Annotated in this window: 27 protein-coding genes; 19 read left to right on the plus strand and 8 right to left on the minus strand. The window is 60.8% G+C overall.

Annotated features, from left to right (window positions below; translation table 11 throughout):
- The first annotated feature begins 29 nt into the window (after positions 1-29).
- Positions 30-347: a nucleoside triphosphate pyrophosphohydrolase family protein gene (locus EFD55_RS07515; RefSeq protein ID WP_125843976.1), complete on the plus strand. Its 318-nt coding sequence runs from the start codon at positions 30-32 to the stop codon at positions 345-347.
- A 111-nt stretch (positions 348-458) separates the two neighbouring features.
- Here the strand turns inward: EFD55_RS07515 and EFD55_RS07520 are convergent, their stop codons facing one another.
- Together EFD55_RS07520 and tldD are read right to left on the minus strand one after the other, a co-directional pair.
- Entirely contained in the window at positions 459-950 is a 492-nt protein-coding gene (locus tag EFD55_RS07520) for a GNAT family N-acetyltransferase (protein ID WP_125843977.1), read from the minus strand.
- Positions 951-965: 15 nt separating this feature from the next.
- Positions 966-2,381 (minus strand): metalloprotease TldD, encoded by a 1,416-nt coding sequence (tldD, locus tag EFD55_RS07525; protein WP_125843978.1) that lies wholly within the window; start codon positions 2,379-2,381, stop codon positions 966-968.
- Positions 2,382-2,599: 218 nt separating this feature from the next.
- On the opposite strand from tldD, the gene EFD55_RS07530 reads away from it, so the two are divergent.
- Positions 2,600-3,151 (plus strand): hypothetical protein, encoded by a 552-nt coding sequence (locus tag EFD55_RS07530; protein WP_125843979.1) that lies wholly within the window; start codon positions 2,600-2,602, stop codon positions 3,149-3,151.
- 7 nt (positions 3,152-3,158) lie between these two features.
- On the opposite strand, the gene EFD55_RS07535 is transcribed toward EFD55_RS07530, so the two are convergent.
- On the minus strand, positions 3,159-3,833 hold the full coding sequence (locus EFD55_RS07535; protein ID WP_183736678.1) for an invasion associated locus B family protein: 675 nt from the start codon (positions 3,831-3,833) through the stop codon (positions 3,159-3,161).
- 316 nt (positions 3,834-4,149) lie between these two features.
- On the opposite strand from EFD55_RS07535, the gene coxB reads away from it, so the two are divergent.
- The 6 genes from coxB to EFD55_RS07560 all read left to right on the plus strand — a co-directional run bounded on the left by coxB (position 4,150) and on the right by EFD55_RS07560 (position 9,456).
- On the plus strand, positions 4,150-5,034 hold the full coding sequence (gene coxB, locus EFD55_RS07540) for a cytochrome c oxidase subunit II (RefSeq protein ID WP_125843981.1): 885 nt from the start codon (positions 4,150-4,152) through the stop codon (positions 5,032-5,034).
- 18 nt (positions 5,035-5,052) lie between these two features.
- Positions 5,053-6,753 carry a cytochrome c oxidase subunit I gene (gene ctaD / locus EFD55_RS07545; protein WP_125843982.1) on the plus strand — a complete coding sequence of 567 codons (1,701 nt, stop codon included), beginning with the start codon at positions 5,053-5,055 and terminating at the stop codon, positions 6,751-6,753.
- A 67-nt stretch (positions 6,754-6,820) separates the two neighbouring features.
- Positions 6,821-7,771, plus strand: a complete 951-nt coding sequence (locus tag EFD55_RS07550) for a heme o synthase (protein ID WP_125843983.1) — start codon at positions 6,821-6,823, stop codon at positions 7,769-7,771.
- Positions 7,771-7,911: a cytochrome c oxidase system small membrane protein gene (locus tag EFD55_RS33065; protein ID WP_165504857.1), complete on the plus strand. Its 141-nt coding sequence runs from the start codon at positions 7,771-7,773 to the stop codon at positions 7,909-7,911. The genes EFD55_RS07550 and EFD55_RS33065 overlap by 1 nt, the downstream gene beginning before the upstream one ends.
- Positions 7,908-8,516, plus strand: a complete 609-nt coding sequence (locus tag EFD55_RS07555) for a cytochrome c oxidase assembly protein (protein ID WP_125843984.1) — start codon at positions 7,908-7,910, stop codon at positions 8,514-8,516. Before EFD55_RS33065 ends, EFD55_RS07555 begins: the two co-directional genes overlap by 4 nt.
- Positions 8,517-8,577: 61 nt before the next feature.
- Positions 8,578-9,456, plus strand: coding sequence for a cytochrome c oxidase subunit 3 (locus tag EFD55_RS07560; RefSeq protein ID WP_125843985.1), 879 nt, complete (start codon positions 8,578-8,580; stop codon positions 9,454-9,456).
- A gap of 97 nt (positions 9,457-9,553) precedes the next feature.
- On the opposite strand, the gene EFD55_RS07565 is transcribed toward EFD55_RS07560, so the two are convergent.
- Entirely contained in the window at positions 9,554-10,195 is a 642-nt protein-coding gene (locus EFD55_RS07565) for a chloramphenicol phosphotransferase CPT family protein (RefSeq protein ID WP_125843986.1), read from the minus strand.
- Positions 10,196-10,441: 246 nt separating this feature from the next.
- Here EFD55_RS07565 and EFD55_RS07570 point away from each other — a divergent pair, with 246 nt between their 5' ends.
- The 6 genes from EFD55_RS07570 to EFD55_RS07595 all read left to right on the plus strand — a co-directional run bounded on the left by EFD55_RS07570 (position 10,442) and on the right by EFD55_RS07595 (position 14,504).
- Positions 10,442-10,822: a DUF983 domain-containing protein gene (locus EFD55_RS07570; protein ID WP_125843987.1), complete on the plus strand. Its 381-nt coding sequence runs from the start codon at positions 10,442-10,444 to the stop codon at positions 10,820-10,822.
- Positions 10,815-11,570 (plus strand): SURF1 family protein, encoded by a 756-nt coding sequence (locus EFD55_RS07575; protein ID WP_125843988.1) that lies wholly within the window; start codon positions 10,815-10,817, stop codon positions 11,568-11,570. Before EFD55_RS07570 ends, EFD55_RS07575 begins: the two co-directional genes overlap by 8 nt.
- Before the next feature lie 63 nt (positions 11,571-11,633).
- Positions 11,634-12,635: a 4-hydroxy-3-methylbut-2-enyl diphosphate reductase gene (ispH, locus tag EFD55_RS07580; protein ID WP_125843989.1), complete on the plus strand. Its 1,002-nt coding sequence runs from the start codon at positions 11,634-11,636 to the stop codon at positions 12,633-12,635.
- Between the two features lie 75 nt (positions 12,636-12,710).
- Positions 12,711-13,676: a homoserine kinase gene (locus EFD55_RS07585; RefSeq protein ID WP_125843990.1), complete on the plus strand. Its 966-nt coding sequence runs from the start codon at positions 12,711-12,713 to the stop codon at positions 13,674-13,676.
- Positions 13,673-14,128 (plus strand): ribonuclease HI, encoded by a 456-nt coding sequence (gene rnhA / locus EFD55_RS07590; protein WP_017959271.1) that lies wholly within the window; start codon positions 13,673-13,675, stop codon positions 14,126-14,128. The genes EFD55_RS07585 and rnhA overlap by 4 nt, the downstream gene beginning before the upstream one ends.
- Before the next feature lie 31 nt (positions 14,129-14,159).
- Complete coding sequence (locus EFD55_RS07595; RefSeq protein WP_125843991.1) at positions 14,160-14,504, plus strand: hypothetical protein; 345 nt, start codon at positions 14,160-14,162, stop codon at positions 14,502-14,504.
- On the opposite strand, the gene EFD55_RS07600 is transcribed toward EFD55_RS07595, so the two are convergent.
- From EFD55_RS07600 to EFD55_RS07615, 4 genes are all read right to left on the minus strand, one after another.
- The gene (locus EFD55_RS07600; RefSeq protein ID WP_125843992.1) at positions 14,493-15,011 is read right to left on the minus strand and encodes an NUDIX hydrolase; all 519 of its coding nucleotides are present in this window, start codon (positions 15,009-15,011) and stop codon (positions 14,493-14,495) included. The genes EFD55_RS07595 and EFD55_RS07600 overlap by 12 nt on opposite strands.
- Before the next feature lie 188 nt (positions 15,012-15,199).
- A complete protein-coding gene (locus EFD55_RS07605; RefSeq protein ID WP_125843993.1) occupies positions 15,200-16,279 on the minus strand; it encodes a zinc-binding metallopeptidase family protein in 1,080 nt (359 codons plus the stop codon).
- 95 nt (positions 16,280-16,374) lie between these two features.
- The gene (locus EFD55_RS07610) at positions 16,375-16,566 is read right to left on the minus strand and encodes a CsbD family protein (protein WP_125843994.1); all 192 of its coding nucleotides are present in this window, start codon (positions 16,564-16,566) and stop codon (positions 16,375-16,377) included.
- Positions 16,567-16,652: 86 nt separating this feature from the next.
- Positions 16,653-17,258 (minus strand): YqgE/AlgH family protein, encoded by a 606-nt coding sequence (locus tag EFD55_RS07615; RefSeq protein ID WP_125843995.1) that lies wholly within the window; start codon positions 17,256-17,258, stop codon positions 16,653-16,655.
- A 141-nt stretch (positions 17,259-17,399) separates the two neighbouring features.
- On the opposite strand from EFD55_RS07615, the gene EFD55_RS07620 reads away from it, so the two are divergent.
- The 5 genes from EFD55_RS07620 (at position 17,400) to EFD55_RS07635 (ending at position 20,832) form a co-directional block, all read left to right on the plus strand.
- A complete protein-coding gene (locus tag EFD55_RS07620; RefSeq protein WP_125843996.1) occupies positions 17,400-18,239 on the plus strand; it encodes a protein-disulfide reductase DsbD domain-containing protein in 840 nt (279 codons plus the stop codon).
- Positions 18,240-18,332: 93 nt separating this feature from the next.
- Positions 18,333-18,818 (plus strand): peroxiredoxin, encoded by a 486-nt coding sequence (locus EFD55_RS07625; protein ID WP_125843997.1) that lies wholly within the window; start codon positions 18,333-18,335, stop codon positions 18,816-18,818.
- A 270-nt stretch (positions 18,819-19,088) separates the two neighbouring features.
- Positions 19,089-19,217 carry a hypothetical protein gene (locus EFD55_RS34080; protein WP_281039980.1) on the plus strand — a complete coding sequence of 43 codons (129 nt, stop codon included), beginning with the start codon at positions 19,089-19,091 and terminating at the stop codon, positions 19,215-19,217.
- Complete coding sequence (locus EFD55_RS07630; protein ID WP_125843998.1) at positions 19,214-19,963, plus strand: metal ABC transporter ATP-binding protein; 750 nt, start codon at positions 19,214-19,216, stop codon at positions 19,961-19,963. The genes EFD55_RS34080 and EFD55_RS07630 overlap by 4 nt, the downstream gene beginning before the upstream one ends.
- The gene (locus EFD55_RS07635) at positions 19,960-20,832 is read left to right on the plus strand and encodes a metal ABC transporter permease (RefSeq protein WP_125843999.1); all 873 of its coding nucleotides are present in this window, start codon (positions 19,960-19,962) and stop codon (positions 20,830-20,832) included. Before EFD55_RS07630 ends, EFD55_RS07635 begins: the two co-directional genes overlap by 4 nt.
- Positions 20,833-20,844: the final 12 nt, after the last annotated feature.

Here is a 20,844-nt window from a genome sequence, read left to right on the forward strand (position 1 = left end):
TCTCCTTCACAAACAAAAGGAGAACATCCATGTTGCGCCGTCTCGCCGATCAGTTCGAAAAATCATCCTCTGTGCATGTCGCCGCCAACGGTATCGAGCGCGACGCAGACTGGTTTCTCCTGAAACTGCAGGAGGAAATGGGCGAGCTGACGCAGGCATGGAACCGGCTGACCGGCCGCGGCCGTGCGAAGGGCCGCTCAGCCGAAGACATGCAGCGCGACCTCGCCGACGAGACCGCCGACGTTCTCGGCCACCTCCTGCTGTTCGCGCGCCGCAACGACATCGACCTTGCCGCCGCAATCGAGCGGAAGTGGCTGTTTCAGCCCGGCGCAGACGTCGGAAATTGAGCGTAAAGAGTAAAAGTGCCCGCGCTTTTGAAGGCGAATAGCCGTCGATAGCGATGCAACACGACAATGTGGATCGCGCGGCTATATTCGAGGCGTTTTCAGAGCTTCGAGTCAGCCGACCTTATACCGGTAGAACTTGCTGTCCACCGCCATCAGCGGGAAAGAGCGGGGCAAGGCGCTCTTGGCGATCTCGGTAAAGCCGTTCTTCTCGTAGAAGCGATGCGCGGCGACGAACTTGTCGGTTGTGCCGAGAAAAATGTCGGTGAGGCCGGCGTCCCTGGCATGGGTGAACAAGCGATCGAGAAGCCGCGCCGCCACCCCGTGCTCGCGGCCGCGAACTTCGGCTGAGACGAACATCTTGCGCAGCGCCGCCTGACTGTTGCCGATGTCCTTGAGCCCGACCGTGCCGACGACGGCGCCGTCCTTGACGGCGACCCAGAACTGACCTTTGCCGGACTGATAGAAATCCGGGATGACCCTCAGATCCGGCTGCGCATCGGCGGTGATATCGATGCCGAACTCCTCGCGCTGGATCGGCAGGATCACCGACAGCACGGCATCCGCGTCATCAACGGCAAAGGGTCTGATTTCGATGTCCGCCATCAGGCTCCTCCCGCCTCAGGTCTGCGTGCCGCCGACCGTCACCTGATCCATGCGCAGATGCGGCTGGCCGACGCCGACCGGCACCCATTGGCCGGCCTTGCCGCAATTGCCGATGCCGGTGTCGAGTTTCATGTCGTTGCCGATCATCGACACCCGCTTCATCGCATCCGGCCCGTTGCCGATCAGCATCGCGCCCTTGATCGGCGCGCCGACTTTGCCGTTCTCGATGAGATAGGCTTCGGTGCAGCCGAAGACGAACTTGCCGGAGGTGATGTCGACCTGGCCGCCGCCGAAGGAGACGGCATAAATGCCCTTCTTCACCGAGGCGATGATTTCCTCAGGCGTCTTGTCGCCACCGAGCATATAGGTGTTGGTCATGCGCGGCATCGGCACATGCGCATAGCCCTGGCGGCGGCCGTTGCCGGTCGGCGCCATGCCCATCAGCCGGGCATTCTGTCGATCCTGCATATAGCCGACGAGCTTGCCGTTCTCGATCAATACGTTATAGCCCGACGGCGTGCCTTCGTCGTCGATGGTGATCGAGCCGCGACGGTTGTCGATCGTGCCGTCGTCGACGACGGTAACACCAGGAGCGGCCACCATCTGGCCGAGAAGGCCGGCAAAGGCCGACGTCTTTTTGCGGTTGAAATCGCCTTCCAGCCCGTGACCGACTGCCTCGTGCAGCATCACGCCTGGCCAGCCGGAGCCGAGAACCACGTCCATCGTGCCTGCCGGCGCATCGATCGCTTCGAGGTTGACGAGCGCCTGGCGCAACGCCTCGTCGGCGCCGTACTGCCAGCTGCCTTCGGCGATGAAATCGCCGAAGCCGATGCGCCCGCCACTGCCGTAGGAGCCGCTCTCCTGCCGCTCGCCTTCGCCAACCACGACCGAAATGTTGATGCGTGTCATCGGCCTTATGTCGCGAACGCGGTGCCCGTCGGCCCGCAGGATATCGACGACCTGCCAGCTCGCCGCGACCGAAGCCGTTACCTGGCGCACCTTGTCATCCTTGCCTCGAAGATAGGCGTCGATGTCCTGCAGGACCTTGACCTTCTCCTCGAAGCTCGGCTGGCCGATCGGGTTCTGGTCGCCGTAGAACTTCTTGTTGGTGCCTTGCGGGGCGGCGGCATAGGTGCCGGAATAGCCGCGGGTCACCGCGCCGACCGCATCCGCCGCCCGCTTCAGCGCCGAGACGGAAAGATCGCCCGCATGCGCATAACCGACAGCTTCGCCGGCAACCGCGCGCAAGCCGAAACCCTGTTCGGTGTTGAAGCTGCCGCCCTTCAGCCGGCCATTGTCGAAGGTCAGTGCTTCTGCCTGAGCATGCTCGATGAACAGCTCGCCGTCATCGGCGCCGGAAAGCGCCTCGGCGACGAGGCCGCGCATCGTGGCTTCGTCGGCATCGAAAAGCGTCAGGAGATCGGTGGTCATGGTTTTCTCCGGCTGAGTATCAAAATTCATGGCTACCCTTAAATAGGGTCTGATTTAAGGGAGAGTGAAGGCCTGCCAGAGAATTATCCTTTGCGCGGGCGGATAACCTATGCAGGAATGGGATGCCCGTCACGGGGAACTTGGCCTGATTTGCATTCCGTATTCTTCTTGGCGATGGCATATAGTGATTTGTTCGGGGGCAATCCTTGTTAGGATTTATGAGGCGAATTTTCTGCGGAGCCGCTCTGGCTTTGCTATTTCCAGTCGTTGGTCTGACTGCAGATAACTGGCTTGAAAAAGTCTTCCCCGACCCCGAGGACTGTCTGTCGCAGACGGGGAATATATTCTTCAGTTTCGACGAGGGGAAACTGGTTGTGATGGGTTTTCCGAATGCCGAAATCGAAGAGACAGTTAAAAACAACATCGCTTCCGCAGATGTGGTTTTGAAGGGACAGTGCAAAGGCGGTGCGGCGCTTGATCAGCTTAGGCTGAAGACGGAAGGAAGTTTTTTCGGAAATCAATATTTCGGATTCGAGGTGCCGGTCTCGGGGTATTTGAACGGAGGATGCGATTCATCCGCATCGTATTCGATCCTCTTTAGAAAGCCAGCGGTTGCTGTCAGGGGCGAAATCGAAAAGCAAACTGGCAAGAGGCTGGAAATATATTCCCCCAGCAGCCCGCGTACCGGCGATGTAGACGAGATGCCCGGGTACATATTCGACCGGGGCGATCGCAGCGAATACGTCTGTAGCTTTGCTGAATCGAATTAGCCCCACCTCACGGCAGTGCGTCGAAGCCTTCGGCGAAGCCCTTGAGGTCGACGGGGATGCCGATGCCTTCTTCCGGCGTCTGGAAGACGATGAAGGTCGCCTGGGCGCCGCTGCGGAAGGTCTTCAGCAGTTCGTCCTCGAGCACGACTTCGGCATAGCAGCCGTCGGCGAAGCAGCGCACGAAATAGGCGCGGCCGATATCCTTGCCGTCGACATTGAGCCCGAGCCCGTTCGGCAGGAGCACGCCGAGGGGGGCCAGCACGCGCAGGATCTTCGACTTGCGGTCGGCCGTCTTCAAGACGACGACGGAAAGGCCGACCTCCGGCCGATCCTCGGCGATGACGTTCTGCATCAGCGCGCATTGTTCGGTGGAGGCACCCGCCGGCTTGTCGCAGACGACCGACCATGCGCCGTGGTTGGATTTCACCGTGCCGGGCGCCTGCGGTTGCGTCTGGCCGGGTGTCACCTGTTCGATATTCGGGCTGGCCGGACTCGGATTGATCGGCGTCGGATGTTGCTGGGCGGGAGCCGGAGCCGGCGCGGAAGCGGGCGGCTTGGCCTGTGACGGCGTGGGTTGCTGTGCGAAAACGGGCGTCGTCGCTGCGGCCGCGATGCTGGCAGTCACGAGAAGCGACTGCGCGAGGGAACGGAAACCCATGGAAACCTCTGGATATCGAATCATTGCGGCTATTGTTGAAGCTGCCCACCAAAAATGAAAAGCCCCACCCCGTGAAAACCGGGGGACTGCGGCGGAAATTGGACCTTTCGGAAAGAATGTGCAGCACTCGGATTGGCCGGAAAGCTGATTTTTCATATGCTGATGAAAAACTTGGGATGTTTTGCCGTTCTGGCCTGCCTACACTTTGAGCAAAAATGCCGCATAGACAATTGCTCTGGCCTGTTGCGGCAAATGCCAAACTGTGGTTTGAAGCGCTGAAGATGGCAAGGATTCTGCGTTCGATTTTGCAGGTCAAGCGCTCGAGGGAGATAATAAGGTGATGAAGAAGGCTTATGCAGCTCTGACCGCGCTGGTCTGTCTGCTTTTTGCTTCCGGCACATATGCCGACCAGCCGATGCCGTGGCAGGCGACGTTGCAGCCGGCGGCGACGCCGATCATGCGGGAAATTCATTGGTTCGAACAATATACTCTTTGGTTTATCGTTCCGATTACGCTCTTCGTTCTGATCCTGCTTGTTGTCGTCTGCGTCAAGTTCCGCGCCAGCGCGAACCCGGTTCCGTCGAGGACGAGCCACAACACGCTGATCGAGGTCTTCTGGACCGTGGGGCCGGTCTTGGTGCTTCTTCTTCTCGCAATTCCCTCGTTTAATCTTCTGACGGCGCAGTTGACGCTGCCCGAAAACCCCGATGTGACGATCAAGGCGACCGCCACCCAGTGGCAGTGGAACTATGAATACGAGGGTTCGGGCGATAGCCCGCTCGCTTTCGATTCCTACCTCCTGAAGGACCAGGACCGCGCCGCCGCCGGCAAGGAAGACAAGTCGATCTACCCGCGTCTTCTCGCCGTCGACAACGAACTGGTCCTGCCGGTCAACAAGACTGTGCGCGTTCTCGTCACGTCAGCACCGACCGACGTCATCCATGCCTTCGCCATGCCGTCCTTCGGCGTCAAGATCGATGCCGTGCCGGGCCGCTTGAACGAAACCTGGTTCCGGGCCGAGCGCGAGGGCCTGTTCTACGGCCAGTGTTCCGAGCTCTGCGGCAAGGACCATGCGTTCATGCCGATCGCCATCCGCGTCGTCTCCGAGGACAAGTACAAGCAGTGGCTGACCACGGCCGCCAGCGACCTGCCCGGCGCCTACAAGACACTCATGGCCGCAACCGATGGTCCCGCAAAGACCGTCGACGTTGCCGAAGCACAGTAATTAAAGGGGACCGGGACAATGGCTGGACCTTCCGCTCACGACGATCATTCTCATGATCACGCCCACCACGATCACGCGCATGATGATCACCATGATCACTCGCACAAGCCGAGCTTCGCCAATCGCTGGCTGTTCTCGACGAACCACAAGGACATCGGCACGCTCTATCTGATATTCGCGATCATTGCCGGCATCATCGGCGGCGCGCTTTCCGTCGCCATGCGCATGGAGTTGCAGGAGCCGGGCATCCAGATCTTCCACGGCCTCGCCTCGATGGTTTATGGCTATGAGGGCGATGCCGCGATCGACGGCGCCAAGCAGATGTTCAACATGTTCACGACAGCGCATGCGCTGATCATGATCTTCTTCATGGTCATGCCGGCGATGATCGGTGGCTTCGCCAACTGGATGGTGCCGATCATGATCGGCGCGCCCGACATGGCCTTCCCGCGCCTGAACAACATCTCCTTCTGGCTGATCGTGCCTGCCTTTGCTCTCCTGCTGCTGTCGATGTTCGTCGAAGGTCCGGCAGGCGCCTATGGTGCAGGCGGCGGCTGGACGATGTATCCGCCGCTCGCCACCAGCGGCACGCCCGGCCCGGCAGTCGACCTTGCGATCTTCGCGCTCCACATTGCCGGTGCGTCGTCGATCCTCGGTGCGATCAACTTCATTACGACAATCCTCAACATGCGCGCCCCGGGCATGACGCTGCACAAGATGCCGCTGTTTGCCTGGTCCGTGCTGATCACCGCCTTCCTGCTGCTGCTGTCGCTGCCGGTTCTGGCAGGCGGCATCACCATGTTGCTCACCGACCGTAACTTCGGTACGTCCTTCTTCTCGCCGGAAGGCGGCGGCGATCCGATCCTGTACCAGCACCTGTTCTGGTTCTTCGGTCACCCCGAGGTCTACATCCTCATCCTGCCGGGCTTCGGCATGATCAGCCACATCATCTCGACCTTCTCGAAGAAGCCGATCTTTGGCTATCTCGGCATGGCCTATGCCATGGTCGCGATCGGTGCTGTCGGCTTCGTCGTCTGGGCGCACCATATGTACACGGTCGGCCTGTCGCTCGACGCGCAGCGCTACTTCGTCTTCGCGACGATGGTCATCGCTGTTCCGACAGGCGTGAAGATCTTCTCCTGGATCGCGACGATGTGGGGCGGGTCGATCTCGTTCCGCACGCCGATGCTCTGGGCGATCGGCTTCATCTTCCTGTTCACGGTCGGCGGCGTCACCGGCGTCCAGCTCGCCAATGCCGGTCTCGACCGCTCGCTGCATGACACCTATTACGTCGTGGCTCACTTCCACTACGTTCTGTCGCTCGGCGCCGTCTTCGCGATCTTCGCCGGCTGGTACTACTGGTTCCCGAAGATGACCGGCTACATGTACAACGAGTTCGTCGGCAAGCTGCATTTCTGGATCATGTTCATCGGCGTCAACCTGGTGTTCTTCCCGCAGCACTTCCTTGGCCTCGCCGGCATGCCGCGCCGCTACATCGACTATCCGGATGCCTTTGCCGGCTGGAACTATGTTTCCTCCGTCGGTTCCTACATCTCGGCCTTCGGTGTGCTGATCTTCCTCTACGGCGTCTTCGAAGCCTTCGCCAGGAAGCGCGTCGCCGGCGACAATCCGTGGGGTGAGGGTGCAACGACGCTCGAATGGCAGCTGCCTTCGCCGCCGCCCTACCACCAGTGGGAACAGCTTCCGCGCATCAAGTAATACGCGCAAGCATCGGGACGCCGCATTCAATACGGCGTCCTGACATTGAGACATTCAGGACGGAATGATGACGGTTATCGACAATCACGAGGCGCTTGCGGAGGACGGCGAAATGTCGGAAGCAAGTGCGCGCGATTATTTCGAGCTTTTGAAGCCGCGGGTCATGTCGCTCGTGGTCTTCACCGCTTTTGCCGGCCTCGTGCTGGCGCCGGGTCACATCAATCCCGTCCTCGGCCTGATCGCCATCCTTTGCATCGCCGTCGGCGCGGGTGCCTCCGGCGCGCTTAACATGTGGTACGATGCCGATATCGACGCCGTCATGAGCCGCACGGCCAAGCGCCCGATCCCGGCCGGCCGCATCGCGCCGTCCGAAGCGCTGGCTTTCGGCCTCGTGCTTTCAGGCTTTTCTGTCGTCATTCTCGGCCTTGCCGTCAATTGGCTCTCGGCGGCCATTCTCGCCTTCACCATCTTCTTCTATGCCGTCGTCTACACCATGTGGCTGAAGCGCTCGACGCCGCAGAATATCGTCATCGGTGGTGCCGCCGGCGCCTTTCCGCCGATGATCGGCTGGGCCTGCGTCACGAATTCGGTGACGATTGAGAGCACCGTTCTCTTCTTCATCATCTTCCTGTGGACCCCGGCGCATTTCTGGGCGCTCGCGCTCTTCAAGATGCGCGATTACGAGGCTGTCGGCGTGCCGATGCTGCCGAACGTCGCCGGCGAGCGCGTGACAAAGCATCAGATCGTTGCCTATGCGGTGCTGACCGCCATCTGCGCGGTGTTGCCGTTCTTCCTCGGTTTTGCGAGCTTCGGCTATGGCCTTGTCGCCGCCGTCCTCGGCGCGGTCTTCATTTACTGTTCCATCGCCGTCTGGCGCATGCCCGACGGCGATCTGAAGATGATCCCGGCGAAGAAGCTCTTCGGCTTCTCGATCTTCTATCTCTTCGCCGTGTTCTCCGCCTTGATGTTCGACCGGCTGGCCTCGATGCTCGCCTCACACGCTGGAGGTTGGCTCTGATGGAATTGGTCAAGCTCACGGAATCGCAGCGCAAATCGCGCCGCAACCGCAACGTCGCCCTCGGACTGGTGCTTGCCGGCCTCGTCATCCTCTTCTACGCGATCACCATCGTGAAGTTCAGTGGGGGCGTGGCTGGATGAGCGAAAACGCCGGCGCGCCGAAGAAGCAGGGCCGCAACAACGGCGCTGTCGTTATGATGTGCCTGAGTTTCGTCTTCGGCATGGGGGCGATGAGCTATGCCGCCGTGCCGCTCTACCGAATCTTCTGCCAGGTGACGGGCTATAACGGTACGACGCAGCGCGTCGATCAGGTATCGAGCGTCGTGCTCGACCGCACGATGCGCGTCACCTTCGACGCCAATGTCGCTCCCGGCCTGCAATGGGAATTCAAGCCGGTCGAACGCGAAGTCAATCCGAAGATCGGCGAGACCATAAAGGTCAATTTCATCGCCGAGAACCGTTCGAACGAAACCCAGCGCGGCCAGGCGGTTTTCAACGTCACCCCGGGCGAAGCGGGCGTTTATTTCAACAAGGTGCAATGTTTCTGCTTTACGGAAACGGACCTGAAGCCGGGCGAAAAGCTCGAAATGCCGGTGGTGTTCTACATCGATCCGGAGATCGTCAAGGCCGTGGAATCGAAGGATATCCACACGGTCACGCTGTCATATACGTTCTACCCGAAAGAGGGACCGAAGCCGGTGGCTTCGAATGAGGGTGGTGCGGTGAAGATTGAAAAGAAACTTTGATCAAGGCTCGTTTCCGGTTATGCCGGGAACGGAGTGAAGGAAGACATCCGGGGATAGCTACATGGCCGATGCTCATCAGAAGAACCACGACTACCACATCATAGATCCGAGCCCGTGGCCGATTCTCGCCTCGCTTGGCGCCTTCATCATGGCGATTGGCGGCGTCTGCTATATGCGCTATCTCAGCGCCGGCTCGTTCAAGCTCGCGGGAATGGAACTCGCCAATCCCTGGCTCTTCTACATCGGCCTGGTGCTGGTTCTCTACGTCATGTACGGCTGGTGGGCCGATACGGTGAAGGAAGCCCATGAGGGCGCCCATACCCGCGTCGTGTCGCTTCACCTGCGCTACGGCATGATCATGTTCATCGCTTCGGAAGTGATGTTCTTCGTCGCCTGGTTCTGGGCCTATTTCGACGCCAGCCTCTATCCGAACGAAGCGATTCAGGCTGCCCGCATGCTCTATACCGGCGGCACCTGGCCGCCGAAGGGCATCGAAGTTCTCGATCCCTGGCATCTGCCGATCTACAACACCGTCATCCTGCTGCTCTCTGGCACGACGGTCACCTGGGCGCACCATGCGCTGCTGCACAACGACCGCAAGGGCCTGATCCAGGGCCTGACGCTGACGGTGCTGCTGGGCATCTTGTTCTCCTCCGTGCAGGCTTACGAATATGCCCACGCGCCCTTCGCCTTCAAGAATTCGATCTATGGCGCGACCTTCTTCATGGCGACCGGTTTCCACGGTTTCCACGTTCTCGTCGGCACGATTTTCTTGGCTGTTTGCCTGATCCGCGCTCTGCGTGGTGATTTCACCCCGAAGCAGCATTTCGGCTTCGAAGCAGCTGCCTGGTACTGGCACTTCGTCGACGTCGTCTGGCTGTTCCTGTTCTTCTGCATCTACGTCTGGGGCGGCTGGGGCGCTCCGCTAGCCGCAGGCTGATCGGAACGAAATTTGAGAAAAGGCGGGAATGGTGCCCGCCTTTTTGTTGCCGAGTGTCGTTTACTTGGCCTGGTGCTACGGCTGTCAGGTTATCGGCTCAGCGCATACCGGCGATCCGTTCGAAGGCCGAAGGCTCGGGAATACCGAGATCCAACTGATGGCGGATCGCCTCGGCGCATTCGAGCGGTGTCAGCACCGAGGTATCGACCTCCATATCGTAGATGCCAGGCCGATGCACTTCGTCCTGCCAGCGTTGTACCGGTTCTGGAACGGGCACTTCCTCCGTGGCGTTGAGATAAAGCGTCTCGCGCCCTTCTTGGGCAATTTCGCGCCGCCGCATGATCGTCTCGATCGGACAGCGCACGCCGACGAACAGCACCGGAAAATCTTCCAGTCGCCGGGCGCAATCGGCAAGAATGCCGAGCGGCCTGGAATTGCTGTCGTGATGGCCGAGATCGGCGACGACGTTGAGGCCGAACCCGGCATGGATGGCGATCGATTCGTAAAGGGCGGCATAGAGGAACGGCACCAGTTCCTCGAGTTCCGGCCGCTCGCCGCCTGGGCGAAGGCCGATGCCGGGCAGGTAGCGCTTCGGTGTCATGGCATTGTAGCCGTCGACGCCGAGGTTGATCCACGGCCCTTCGAAGTGTTCCTGTACTGCACGCACGATGCTTGATTTACCGCTCCGCGGCGCGCCGTTCAGGATAATGATCTGTGCGGAATGGCTATCTCTCGTCATCAGTCTTCTTCTTCTGTTTGGCGCGAATCACTACAGCGCCGTGCGTCTTTCAGACGCACAAAGGACGCTGTAACACCTTGAATTGCTGCATAATTCCCTAAATCGTTTCTGATTTAGGGAATTATGCAGCGGCGAAATCGCGCAGGCATTTCCCTTCGTCCTGCGAATAATTTATGGGAGAGTTAAGGCAGCATCGAAAAAGCTGTGGCCGCCAAGCTGCCGGAAAGAATGGCCAGAAGGAATGCTATGAACGAGGACAGCGCCCATTTCCCGCCTGTGGATCCGGTAAAGACCGGCATCAAGGGCTGCTGCCCGCGCTGCGGCCAGGGCAAGCTTTTCGACGGCCTGCTAGGGCTGAAGCCGCGCTGCGCCTCGTGCGGTCTGGATTATGCCTTCGCCGATTCCGGTGACGGCCCCGCCGTTTTCGTCATTCTCATCGTCGGCTTCATCATTATCGGCATGGTGCTGTGGCTACAGGTGAATTACGGGCCGCCGATCTGGGTGCATATTCTGCTCTTCGGTCCTTTGACGATCATCCTGTCGCTGATGACGCTACGCTGGTTCAAGGGCATCCTGATCGCCATGCAATACCGTCATAGTGCCCGCGAAGGACGTCTGAGTGACTGATATCGAACATGCCGCGCCGCGCCGCCGGCTGCCTGTCTTCACCGGCATCCTCGTGCTGATCGCACTGGCGATCCTGATCTCGCTCGGCACTTGGCAGGTGCAGCGCCTCTACTGGAAGGAAGGCCTGCTCGCCGATATCGCCGCGCGGCAGGCAGCAAGCCCCGTGCCACTGGCGGATATCGAGGCGATGGCAGCGACAGGTGGCGACATCGAATATCGCAAGGTCACCGCGACCGGCCTTTACATCAACAATGAGGAGCGGCACTTCTTCGCCACCTGGCGCGGCCAGACGGGTTTTTACGTGTACACCCCGCTGGAGCTTGCCGACGGGCGCACGCTCTTCGTCAATCGCGGCTTTGTTCCCTATGAGAACAAAGAGCCCGAAATGCGCATGCAGGGCCAGTTGACGGATCAGCAGACCGTCACCGGCCTGGCGCGCAGCAAGCTTCCCGGCAAACCTTCCTGGGTGGTGCCCGACAACGATGTTGTCAAAAACATCTTCTACTGGAAGGATCTCGACGTCATGGCGGAGAGCGTCGGGCTGGACAAGGCCCGCGTCATTCCCTTTTTCGTCGACGCCGATTCCACCCCCAATCCGGCCGGCTTGCCGATCGGCGGCGTCACCCAGGTGGATCTGCCGAACGACCACCTGCAATACGCTTTCACCTGGTACGGACTTGCCGCCGTGCTCATCGTCGTGGTGGCGCTCTCCTGGTTCCGCAAGGGAGCCAAGGCGGCTGCGCAATAGTATTGCTTCAATTCTCACTTATATTGGGCTAGAGGTCCATAAATCTCTCAACCCGGACCAGACATGAATATTGCGGCGAAACCTCCTTTGACGATCAGGCTCTGTGGCCCGCGCGGCTTCTGCGCCGGCGTCGACCGTGCCATCCAGATCGTCGTGCTGGCGCTGAAATCCTATGGCGCCCCGGTCTATGTGCGCCACGAGATCGTCCACAATCGTTATGTCGTCGAGGGGCTGGAGGCCAAGGGCGCCGTCTTCGTCGAGGAGCTGGACGAGATCCCGGCCGAGCATCGCGTCCAGCCGGTGGTCTTCTCCGCCCATGGCGTGCCGAAATCCGTGCCGGAGGATGCGGCGAGCCGCAATCTCTTCTATCTCGACGCCACCTGCCCGCTGGTCTCCAAGGTCCACAAGCAGGCGATGCGTCACAACCGCCTCGGCCGCCACGTCATCCTCATCGGCCATGCCGGCCATCCCGAGGTGATCGGCACGATGGGGCAGCTGCCTGAGGGTTCCGTTTCGCTGATCGAGACCATCGAGGATGCAGATGCCTATGCGCCTGCTGATCCCGACAATCTCGGCTACGTCACCCAGACGACGCTTTCGGTCGACGATACGGCCGGCGTCATCACCCGCCTGCACGAACGCTTCCCGAACCTGACGGCGCCGGCGGCGGATTCGATCTGCTATGCGACGACCAACCGCCAGGAAGTAGTGAAGCAGGCGGCCCCCGGCTGCGATCTTTTCATCATCGTCGGCGCGCCGAATTCCTCCAATTCCAAACGCCTGGTCGAAGTGGCTCTCAGGGCAGGGGCGAAGAAATCGATCCTCGTGCAGCGCGCCGCCGAGCTCGACTGGGACGAGATCGGCGCAATTTCGACGCTCGGCCTTTCTGCCGGCGCCTCCGCGCCTGAGGTCATCGTCAACGAAATCATCGAGGCTTTCCGCGCCCGCTTCGACGCCCGTGTCGAACTTGCCGAAACGGTCCAGGAAAACGAGCATTTCCTCGTCAACCGCGAGCTGCGCAGTATCGAACTGACGACGGCCGACATGGCCTTCGTCAATGGGTAAGCCGGACCTTATCCCAGCCCGGACGTCCGGTCCGGCACATCCAGTATCAACAATGCACGAAGGCGAGACCCCCACGTGGCAGTCTATACCGATATCGCGGAAGACGATCTGAAATGGTTTTTGACGGAATATGATGCGGGCACACTGCTGTCCTACAAGGGTATCGCCGAAGGCGTCGAAAACTCCAACTTCCTGCTCCACACTTCGAAAGACCCGCTGATCCTGACGCTCTATGAAAAGCGCGTGGAAAAGAGCGATCTGCCCTTCTTCCTCGGCCTGATGCAGCATCTTTCCGCCCGCGGTCTTTCCTGCCCGCTGCCGCTACCGCGCAGGGACGGCGCGCTGCTCGGCTCGCTCTCCGGCCGCCCGGCCGCGCTGATCTCCTTCCTCGAAGGCATGTGGTTGAGAAAGCCGGAGGCGAAGCATTGCCGCGAGGTCGGCCGGGCGCTGGCCGCGATGCATGTGGCAGGCGAGGGCTTCGAACTGAAGAGGCCGAATGCGCTCTCGATCGACGGCTGGCGGGCGCTCTGGGAAAAATCCGAGGATCGCGCCGACGAGGTCGAGCGCGGCCTGCAGAACGAGGTCCGCAGCGACCTGAATTTCCTCGCGGCTTACTGGCCGAAAAGCCTGCCCGCCGGCGTCATCCATGCCGATCTTTTCCCCGACAACGTCTTCTTCCTCGGCGACGAACTCTCGGGCCTGATCGACTTCTATTTCGCCTGCAACGACCTGCTCGCCTATGACGTCTCGATCTGCCTGAACGCCTGGTGCTTCGAGAAGGACGGCGCCTACAACATCACCAAGGGCACGGCGATGCTCGAGGGTTACCAGAGCGTCAGGCCGTTGAGCGATCCCGAGATCGCTGCCTTGCCGGTGCTGTCGCGTGGGTCCGCGCTGCGTTTCTTCCTGACCCGGCTCTATGACTGGTTGACCACGCCTGAGGGCGCCATGGTCACCAAGAAGGACCCGCTCGAATATCTCCGCAAACTGCGGTTCCACCGCCAGATCAGCTCGCCGGCCGAATATGGATTAAGCCTATGAAACACGTCGATATCTTCACCGACGGCGCATGCTCCGGCAACCCCGGCCCCGGCGGCTGGGGCGCGGTGCTGCGTTACGGCGACGTCGAAAAGGAGCTTTGCGGCGGCGAGGCGGATACGACCAACAATCGCATGGAGCTGCTGGCGGCGATCTCAGCCTTGTCGGCGCTGAAGACACCCTGCGAGGTCGATCTCTATACCGACAGCGCCTACGTCAAGGACGGTATATCCAAGTGGATTTTCGGCTGGAAAAAAAACGGCTGGAAGACCGCTGACAAGAAGCCGGTGAAGAATGCCGAGCTCTGGCAGGCGCTGGAGGCGGCCCGTGACCGCCACAAGGTGACGCTGCACTGGGTCAAGGGTCACGCCGGCCACCCGGAAAACGAACGCGCCGACGAACTCGCCCGCCGGGGCATGGAGCCCTTCAAGAAGGGCAAGGCGGTTTCGTTTTAAGTCAGCACCGTTGAATGTGGACAATGTTTCCATGCAGATTTTTGACTTATCGGACGTGCGCCTGGCTATGCGTGGAGCGACCCGACCCTTGTTACGTCTAAACTGCGCGCATATTTTTTCTCAGGCTTGGGATCATTTTGTTCAGGAGGTCAGTGTGGCGTCTATCCCGACCATAGCCGAGTTGAGGTCAACGATCGTTCGCATGGAGGGCAGATATCGTCGGCACGATGAGGCTGAGCTTCTTTTCGATGTCTATGAAAAGCTCGGCGAGCGCTTCGAACAAGATTTGGCCGACGAGCGCGATCTGTTACTCAGCAAGGCAGCAGCGATGATGATGATAAAATACTGGGTTGAACAGAGCGGATCACACCCTTAGTGCGCTTGAAGGAGCGCGGTGCACCAGATGTTGGACGCCGTCGGGCATCCTCTCGATGAGGTCACGCAGCGGCATCGGCTGCAGATCGAACCGATCGAGGACAGACCGGCTTGGGAAAGCCCAGCGAAATTCCAGATCGGCGGTACCGTCGCGGACACGGTGGATAATATCGGTCTCATGGAAGGGCAGGGCGCCTGAAAGCTCCGCCTCATAGTAGAAGCCGACTTCATGCACCCTTCGATCCGCCAATGCGAAAAAATTCTCGATGATGAAGCGCAGCGGCCCGATTGTAGCCTGACAGCCGATCTCCTCTTCTATCTCGCGTGCAAGCGTTTCGGCACTCGCTTCGTGAAATTCCACCCTTCCGCCGGGCAAGACCCAGAACGTATCGCCAAGGGCGCGGTGAATGAGGATGTGGCCATTCGAGCGGATCAAGGCGCCGGCACGCAATTGAAAGCGGGAATCGCTGGCATCGAGCACGATCATAGTTCGCCCGGCATCGTCCATATCTCTGCATCCTCCATAACTCTCGCAAACCTACGGAGTCGACTGCCGGATTGTCGAGTACTTCCCGTCGCATTCCTATGTCGGTCACGGGAAGGGATATGGCTCGCTTCAGCGTAGTGAGGCCAAGCCGCCGGGTCTGGCGTCGCCGCGCCGCATCCACGAATTCGATACCTCACGCTTCCAGCAACTCAGCCTACCTGTTGCCGCGCCGCAGCGCCTTGGATCAGCCGGTGCAGATATTCAAGCTTTGCCACGACGGGCGAGGACAGCACGAAGGGGTAGGAGTCCGGCTGTCCCATGCTGCGTTGGATGGCGTTGATCGCGAGGCTGAGCGGCACCCAGGCGCTGACCAGCTGTTCGGCGCTTCTTGCCCTGTAGGGGATGAAATCCACCTCGCCTGATATTTCCTCATGGCCGCTCGGATCGATCGCGATGCCGAAGGCGCGCGCCGTCTCGAGTGTGTCGACGATATGGAGGTAATGCGCGAAACATTCCGCGAAATCCTCCCAGGGGTGCGATGCCGCATAGGCGCTGATGAAATTGTCCTGCCAGTTCTCGGGCGCCCCGCCGGCATAGTTTCTTTCCAGAGCTGCTGCATAGTCCTGCCGTTCGTCGCCGAAGATGGCGCGAAATTCCTGAAGGGCATTGCGGTCGCGCACCAGCTTGTTCCAGATGAAATGGCCGGCCTCATGCCGGAAATGGCCGAGCAGCGTGCGATAGGGCTCGTTCATTAGGGTGCGGGCCTGCTCGCGGGTCGCGTCGTCGGCCTCGGCGGCGCGGATGGTGATCAGGCCTTCCTCGTGGCCGGTCATGGCAGGAACGATATAGCCGTTGCTCTCTATCGAATCCTCGAGGAAATCGAAGACGAGGCCGCCCTGCGGGTCTTGCGCCCGATCCGGATGCGGCAGTTTCCAGCGTAGGAGAGAATAGAACAGATGCCGCTGCGCCTGGCTGATGCGCCGCCAGCGATCGATGCCGTCCTGGGTGTTGGTGTTCGGCACCAGCCGGTTATGGCGGCACGCCACGCAGAATTCGCTCTCACCGCCGCCATCCACCAGCCAGTTGCAGATGTCGAGGCCGGCATTGGCGCAGAAGCGCACTTCGCGGTCGGGATCGGAGACGAGCTGCCACATCGTCTCGTCGCGCGGCTCCAGCGCATGCATGGCGAGGTCGCCGGGCAGGAAACCGAGGCGATGGTTGCAGCGCACGCATTGACGATTGTCGAAGTGGACGACCTGATCGCAATTGTCGCAGGCGAAAAGCTTCATCGTGTCTGCCTTCTGCAAAGCATGAGGACGGCGGATTAAAAATGCCCGCCGCGCAAGGCGCGGCAGGCATAGGTCATAAAGAATGAGCTTCTTTCTCAGAGCCGGTCGATGGCGCCCTTGAGCTTGTCCTTGACCTTGCCGGCTGCGACTTGTCCCTTGCCTTTTGCTTCCTGGACGGCGCCCTTGGCCTGCAGGTCGCGATCGTTGGCCGCCTTGCCGACAGCCTGCTTGGTCTTGCCGGCGATTTCGTTCGCCTTGCCTGAAATCTTGTCGCTGGTGCTACCCATGTCTGATGTCTCCTTCGTCGGCGCGGGACCTTTGTCCCTGTTTGCCAAGAGAGAACGTCAGTCGAGACTATTCGTTCCAGCCGCCCTCAGGCGTGGCCGGCCTCTGCCGAAAGCATGGCAGCGGTCACGCCCATGCCGGCGAGCGCCCGTTCGTATTTGTCGTCGAGGCTGCGGTCGAAGATCAGTTCCTCATTGGCCGGGCAGGTGAGCCAGCCATTGTTGACGACCTCGTTTTCCAGTTGGCCTGCTGCCCAGGAGGAATAACCGAGCAGCATCGTCGCGCGCGTCGGGCCATTGCCCTTGGAGATGGCGCGCACGATGTCGAGCGTCGCCGTCAGGCAGATATCGTCGCTGACGGGGATCGAGGAGTCGCTGGCATAATCGTCTGAATGCAGCACGAAACCGCGGCCGCTTTCCACGGGGCCGCCGGTCTGGATCGGAAATTCCCGCGCGCGCTTCGGCAGCACGATGGAATCTTCCTGCTTGATCATGTCGAGATGCAGCAGCACATCGGTGAAGGTGAGGCTCTGCGGCCGGTTGATGACGAAGCCCATGGCGCCGGCATCCGAATGAGCGCAGATGTAAATCACCGTGCGTGCGAAGTTGCGATCTTCCATACCCGGCATGGCGATGAGGAACTGGCCATCGAAGAAGCCACGTTCCCGTCTGTTCTTCAGCGTCGATAAGGACATCGTTCCTCCTGCTGCCAGACCGCACCAAGGCCTCGACAAAAGAAACATGGGCCAATGTCACACATCAATCAACTGAAAATGAAGATTTAAATCGCCGTAGCTTCTGGCGGCCAAACGCCACTTTCGGTAAACCGTTGTTCCATGATGATTATTTCTGTGGCTCCGCGCCGCTTTTTAATTGCGGCCATTTCGGTGGCCGCCGTACTCGTCGCCTTTCATCGGGCTCATGCGGAAATGAGCGCCTGGGCGGAAAACGAGGGCGGCCGCATGCGCCTTGTGGCCTTGCCGGCCGACGCCGGCGGCAAAATCCGCGCCGCTCTGCAGATCGAGCCGAAACCCGGTTGGATCACCTATTGGAAAGAGCCCGGCGGCAATGGCATTCCGCCCCAGGTTACCATCGCGCCGGGTAGTGGCGTCACGCTTGATGCTATGGGTTATCCCGTCCCGAAACACTTTTTCAACGGCGCGATCGAGGATATCGCCTATGACGCGCCGGTCACGCTGCCGCTGTCGCTGAGTGCGGCAGGCAAGGCTCCGGTCAAGATCGATGCCGCCGCCTTTATCGGCATCTGCAGGGATATCTGCATTCCCTTCCAGGCGAATTTTCAGCTGAAACTCGGCCCCGCCATCCAGTCGCGCCCGCAGGAGGAGGCGATCCTTCAGGCGGCCGATGCGACGTTGCCGAAGCCACCATCGACGGATTTCGCCGTCACGGACCATGCGATGTCACCCGACATGAAGGTGTTGTCGCTGACGCTCGTTTTTCCGGGCGAGGCGAAGAATGTTCCCGATATCATCGTCACCGGCCCGAGCGGTTATGCTTTCACGAAGCAGATCGGCGGCGGGCGCGACGGCGTCACATTCAAGACTGATATATCGATCGGCAAACTGCCTCAGAATTACGATATCCACGGCAAGCGCTGGGGCGTGCTGGTCATCGATGGCAATAAGGCGATGGAGACGACTCTTGCCTTTGAATGACCGGGTCTTATAGTCGCCTGCGATCCCGCGGGGCTCGCCGCCAAGCCAGACCCATGCGGTGCCGTCCGCAAGCCAAAAGCCAAGGAGAGAACCATGACCATCGCGATCGGCGACAAGCTTCCTGCCGCCACCTTCAAGGAAAAGACGGCCGACGGCCCTGTTGAAATTACCACCGATCAGCTCTTCGCCGGCAAGCGCGTGGTGCTCTTTGCCGTGCCGGGCGCCTTTACGCCCACCTGCTCGCTGAACCACCTGCCGGGCTATCTCGAAAATCGCGACACCATTCTCGGCAAAGGCGTCGACAACATTGCCGTTATCGCAGTCAACGACTGGCACGTCATGGGCGCCTGGGCGCAATCATCAGGCGGGTTCGGCAAGATCCACTTCCTCGCGGACTGGGATGCCGGCTTTACCAAGGCCGTCGGCCTGGATGCCGACCTCTCCGCCGGCGGCCTCGGCCTCCGCTCCAAGCGCTATTCGATGCTGGTGGAAGACGGCGTCGTCAAGGCCCTCAACGTCGAGGAAAGCCCCGGCCAGGCAACGGTCTCGGGTGCTGCCGCGATGCTGGAACAGCTCTGATCTTTCGAACAACAATTGCCCTCACCTAACCCAACCGGGGTCGAGCCACTCGTCTCGACCCAGGCAGAGGTGCCCGCCAGGCGGATGGGGGGCCGCGCCAACGAGGGGTCGAGCGGTCGCAACGTCCAAAACATCACACAGACATCGCGACACATGAAGGGCGGCCGTTCGGTCGCCTTTTTCAATTGAGTGAATAGCTTCAATCCTCGCCTCAATCTCGCCGCAATTGCTATAACATAACCGTAATGTTATTACATTGTAGGATACGCCATGCCCCCGAGCCCCGACCGCCCCTCCGTCAGCCTGCTGGGACAGTCGGCTTTTTCAAGGGTGATCGGCACGGCGTTGGTCCTTGCCGTCCTCTGGCTGGCCATTCACTGGGCGGTTCTGCTGCCATGACGCCGCTGATCCGTCTCGATAATCTCTCGATTGCCTATAACAGGCACCCCGCCGTCCACCATGTCTCCGGCGCCTTCGCCTCAGGCAGCCTGACGGCGATCGCCGGGCCGAATGGAGCGGGCAAGTCGACGCTGCTGAAGGCGATCATGGGTGAGCTTCGCCCGGCCGAAGGCAAGGTCGAGCATCGGCTGGGGCGGGCGGAGTTTGGTTATCTCCCGCAGGCGGCTGACATCGATCGCCGCTTTCCGATTTCGGTCATCGACACCGTCATGCTCGGCGCCTGGAAGAGTGCAGGCGCCTTCGGTCGTATCGCCGCCGCCGACGTGAAAAGGGCAGGCGAGGCGCTTGCTGCCGTCGGCCTCGAAGGCTTCGGCCGGCGCCATATCGGCTCACTCTCGGCCGGCCAGTTCCAGCGCGTGCTCTTCGCTCGGCTGCTGTTGCAGGATGCGGGCGTCATCCTGCTCGACGAGCCGTTTACGGCGATCGACGCCCGCACGACCAAGGACCTTATCGATATCGTCATCCGCTGGCACGGCGAGGGCCGCACGGTCATCTCAGTGCTGCACGATTTCGAGCTCGTTCGCGCACATTTCCCGCAAACCTTGCTGCTCGCCCGCGAATTGGTCGGCTGGGGCGCAACCGCCGAGGTCATGTCGTCGGCCAATCTCATGAAGGCGCGCGCCATGGCCGAGCGCTGGGATGAGGATGCCGAGGCCTGCAAGCCTGAAGAGGCGCCGGCGGCATGACGGCTTACGATCTCTTCCTCGCGCCCTTTGCCGATTTCGGCTTCATGCGCCGCGCCCTCGTCGCCTGTCTCTGCCTCGGGCTCGGCTCCGGTCCGATCGGCGTCTTCCTGATGCTGCGGCGCATGAGCCTGATGGGTGATGCCATGAGCCATGCCGTGCTGCCGGGCGCGGCGATCGGTTACCTCATCGCCGGCTCGCTGTCGCTGACGGCGATGGGCCTTGGCGGCCTGATTGCCGGGCTATCGGTGGCGCTGCTTTCCGGCGCCGTCAGCCGGATGACCGTGCTGCAGGAGGATGCGAGCTTTGCCAGCTTCTATCTCGCTTCGCTGGCGCTAGGCGTGCTGATCGTCTCGCTGCGCGGCTCGAATATCGATCTGTTGCATGTGCTCTTCGGAACCATCCTGGCGATCGATGCGCCGGCGCTCTATCTGATCGGCGCGATCACTTCGCTGACCCTTATCGTACTCGCTTTCATCTACCGGCCGCTGGTGGCCGAATGTTTCGACCCGGGTTTCCTGCGCGCCGTCGGCGGGCGCGGGCCGGTCTATCACGTGCTCTTCCTGCTGCTCGTGGTGCTGAACCTCGTCGCAAGCTTTCAGGCGCTCGGCACGCTGATGGCGGTCGGCCTGATGATGCTGCCGGCGGCCGTCGCCCAGCTCTGGTCACGCAACCTTCCGTCCATGATCGTGATTGCGGCCGGCAGCGCCGCTGCATCCGGCTATCTCGGCCTGATCGCCTCCTACCATCTCGAACTCGCCTCCGGCCCGACGATCATCATGACGGCGGCGATCCTCTACGCCTTTTCGATCCTTTTTGCGCCCTCCGGCTTGGCCCGGCGCTTCTTTCCCCGCCCGCATTTGAAGGGCTGATCCCAAGGAGAC

This window comes from Rhizobium pisi (assembly GCF_003938655.1).
Taxonomy (GTDB): domain Bacteria; phylum Pseudomonadota; class Alphaproteobacteria; order Rhizobiales; family Rhizobiaceae; genus Rhizobium; species Rhizobium pisi.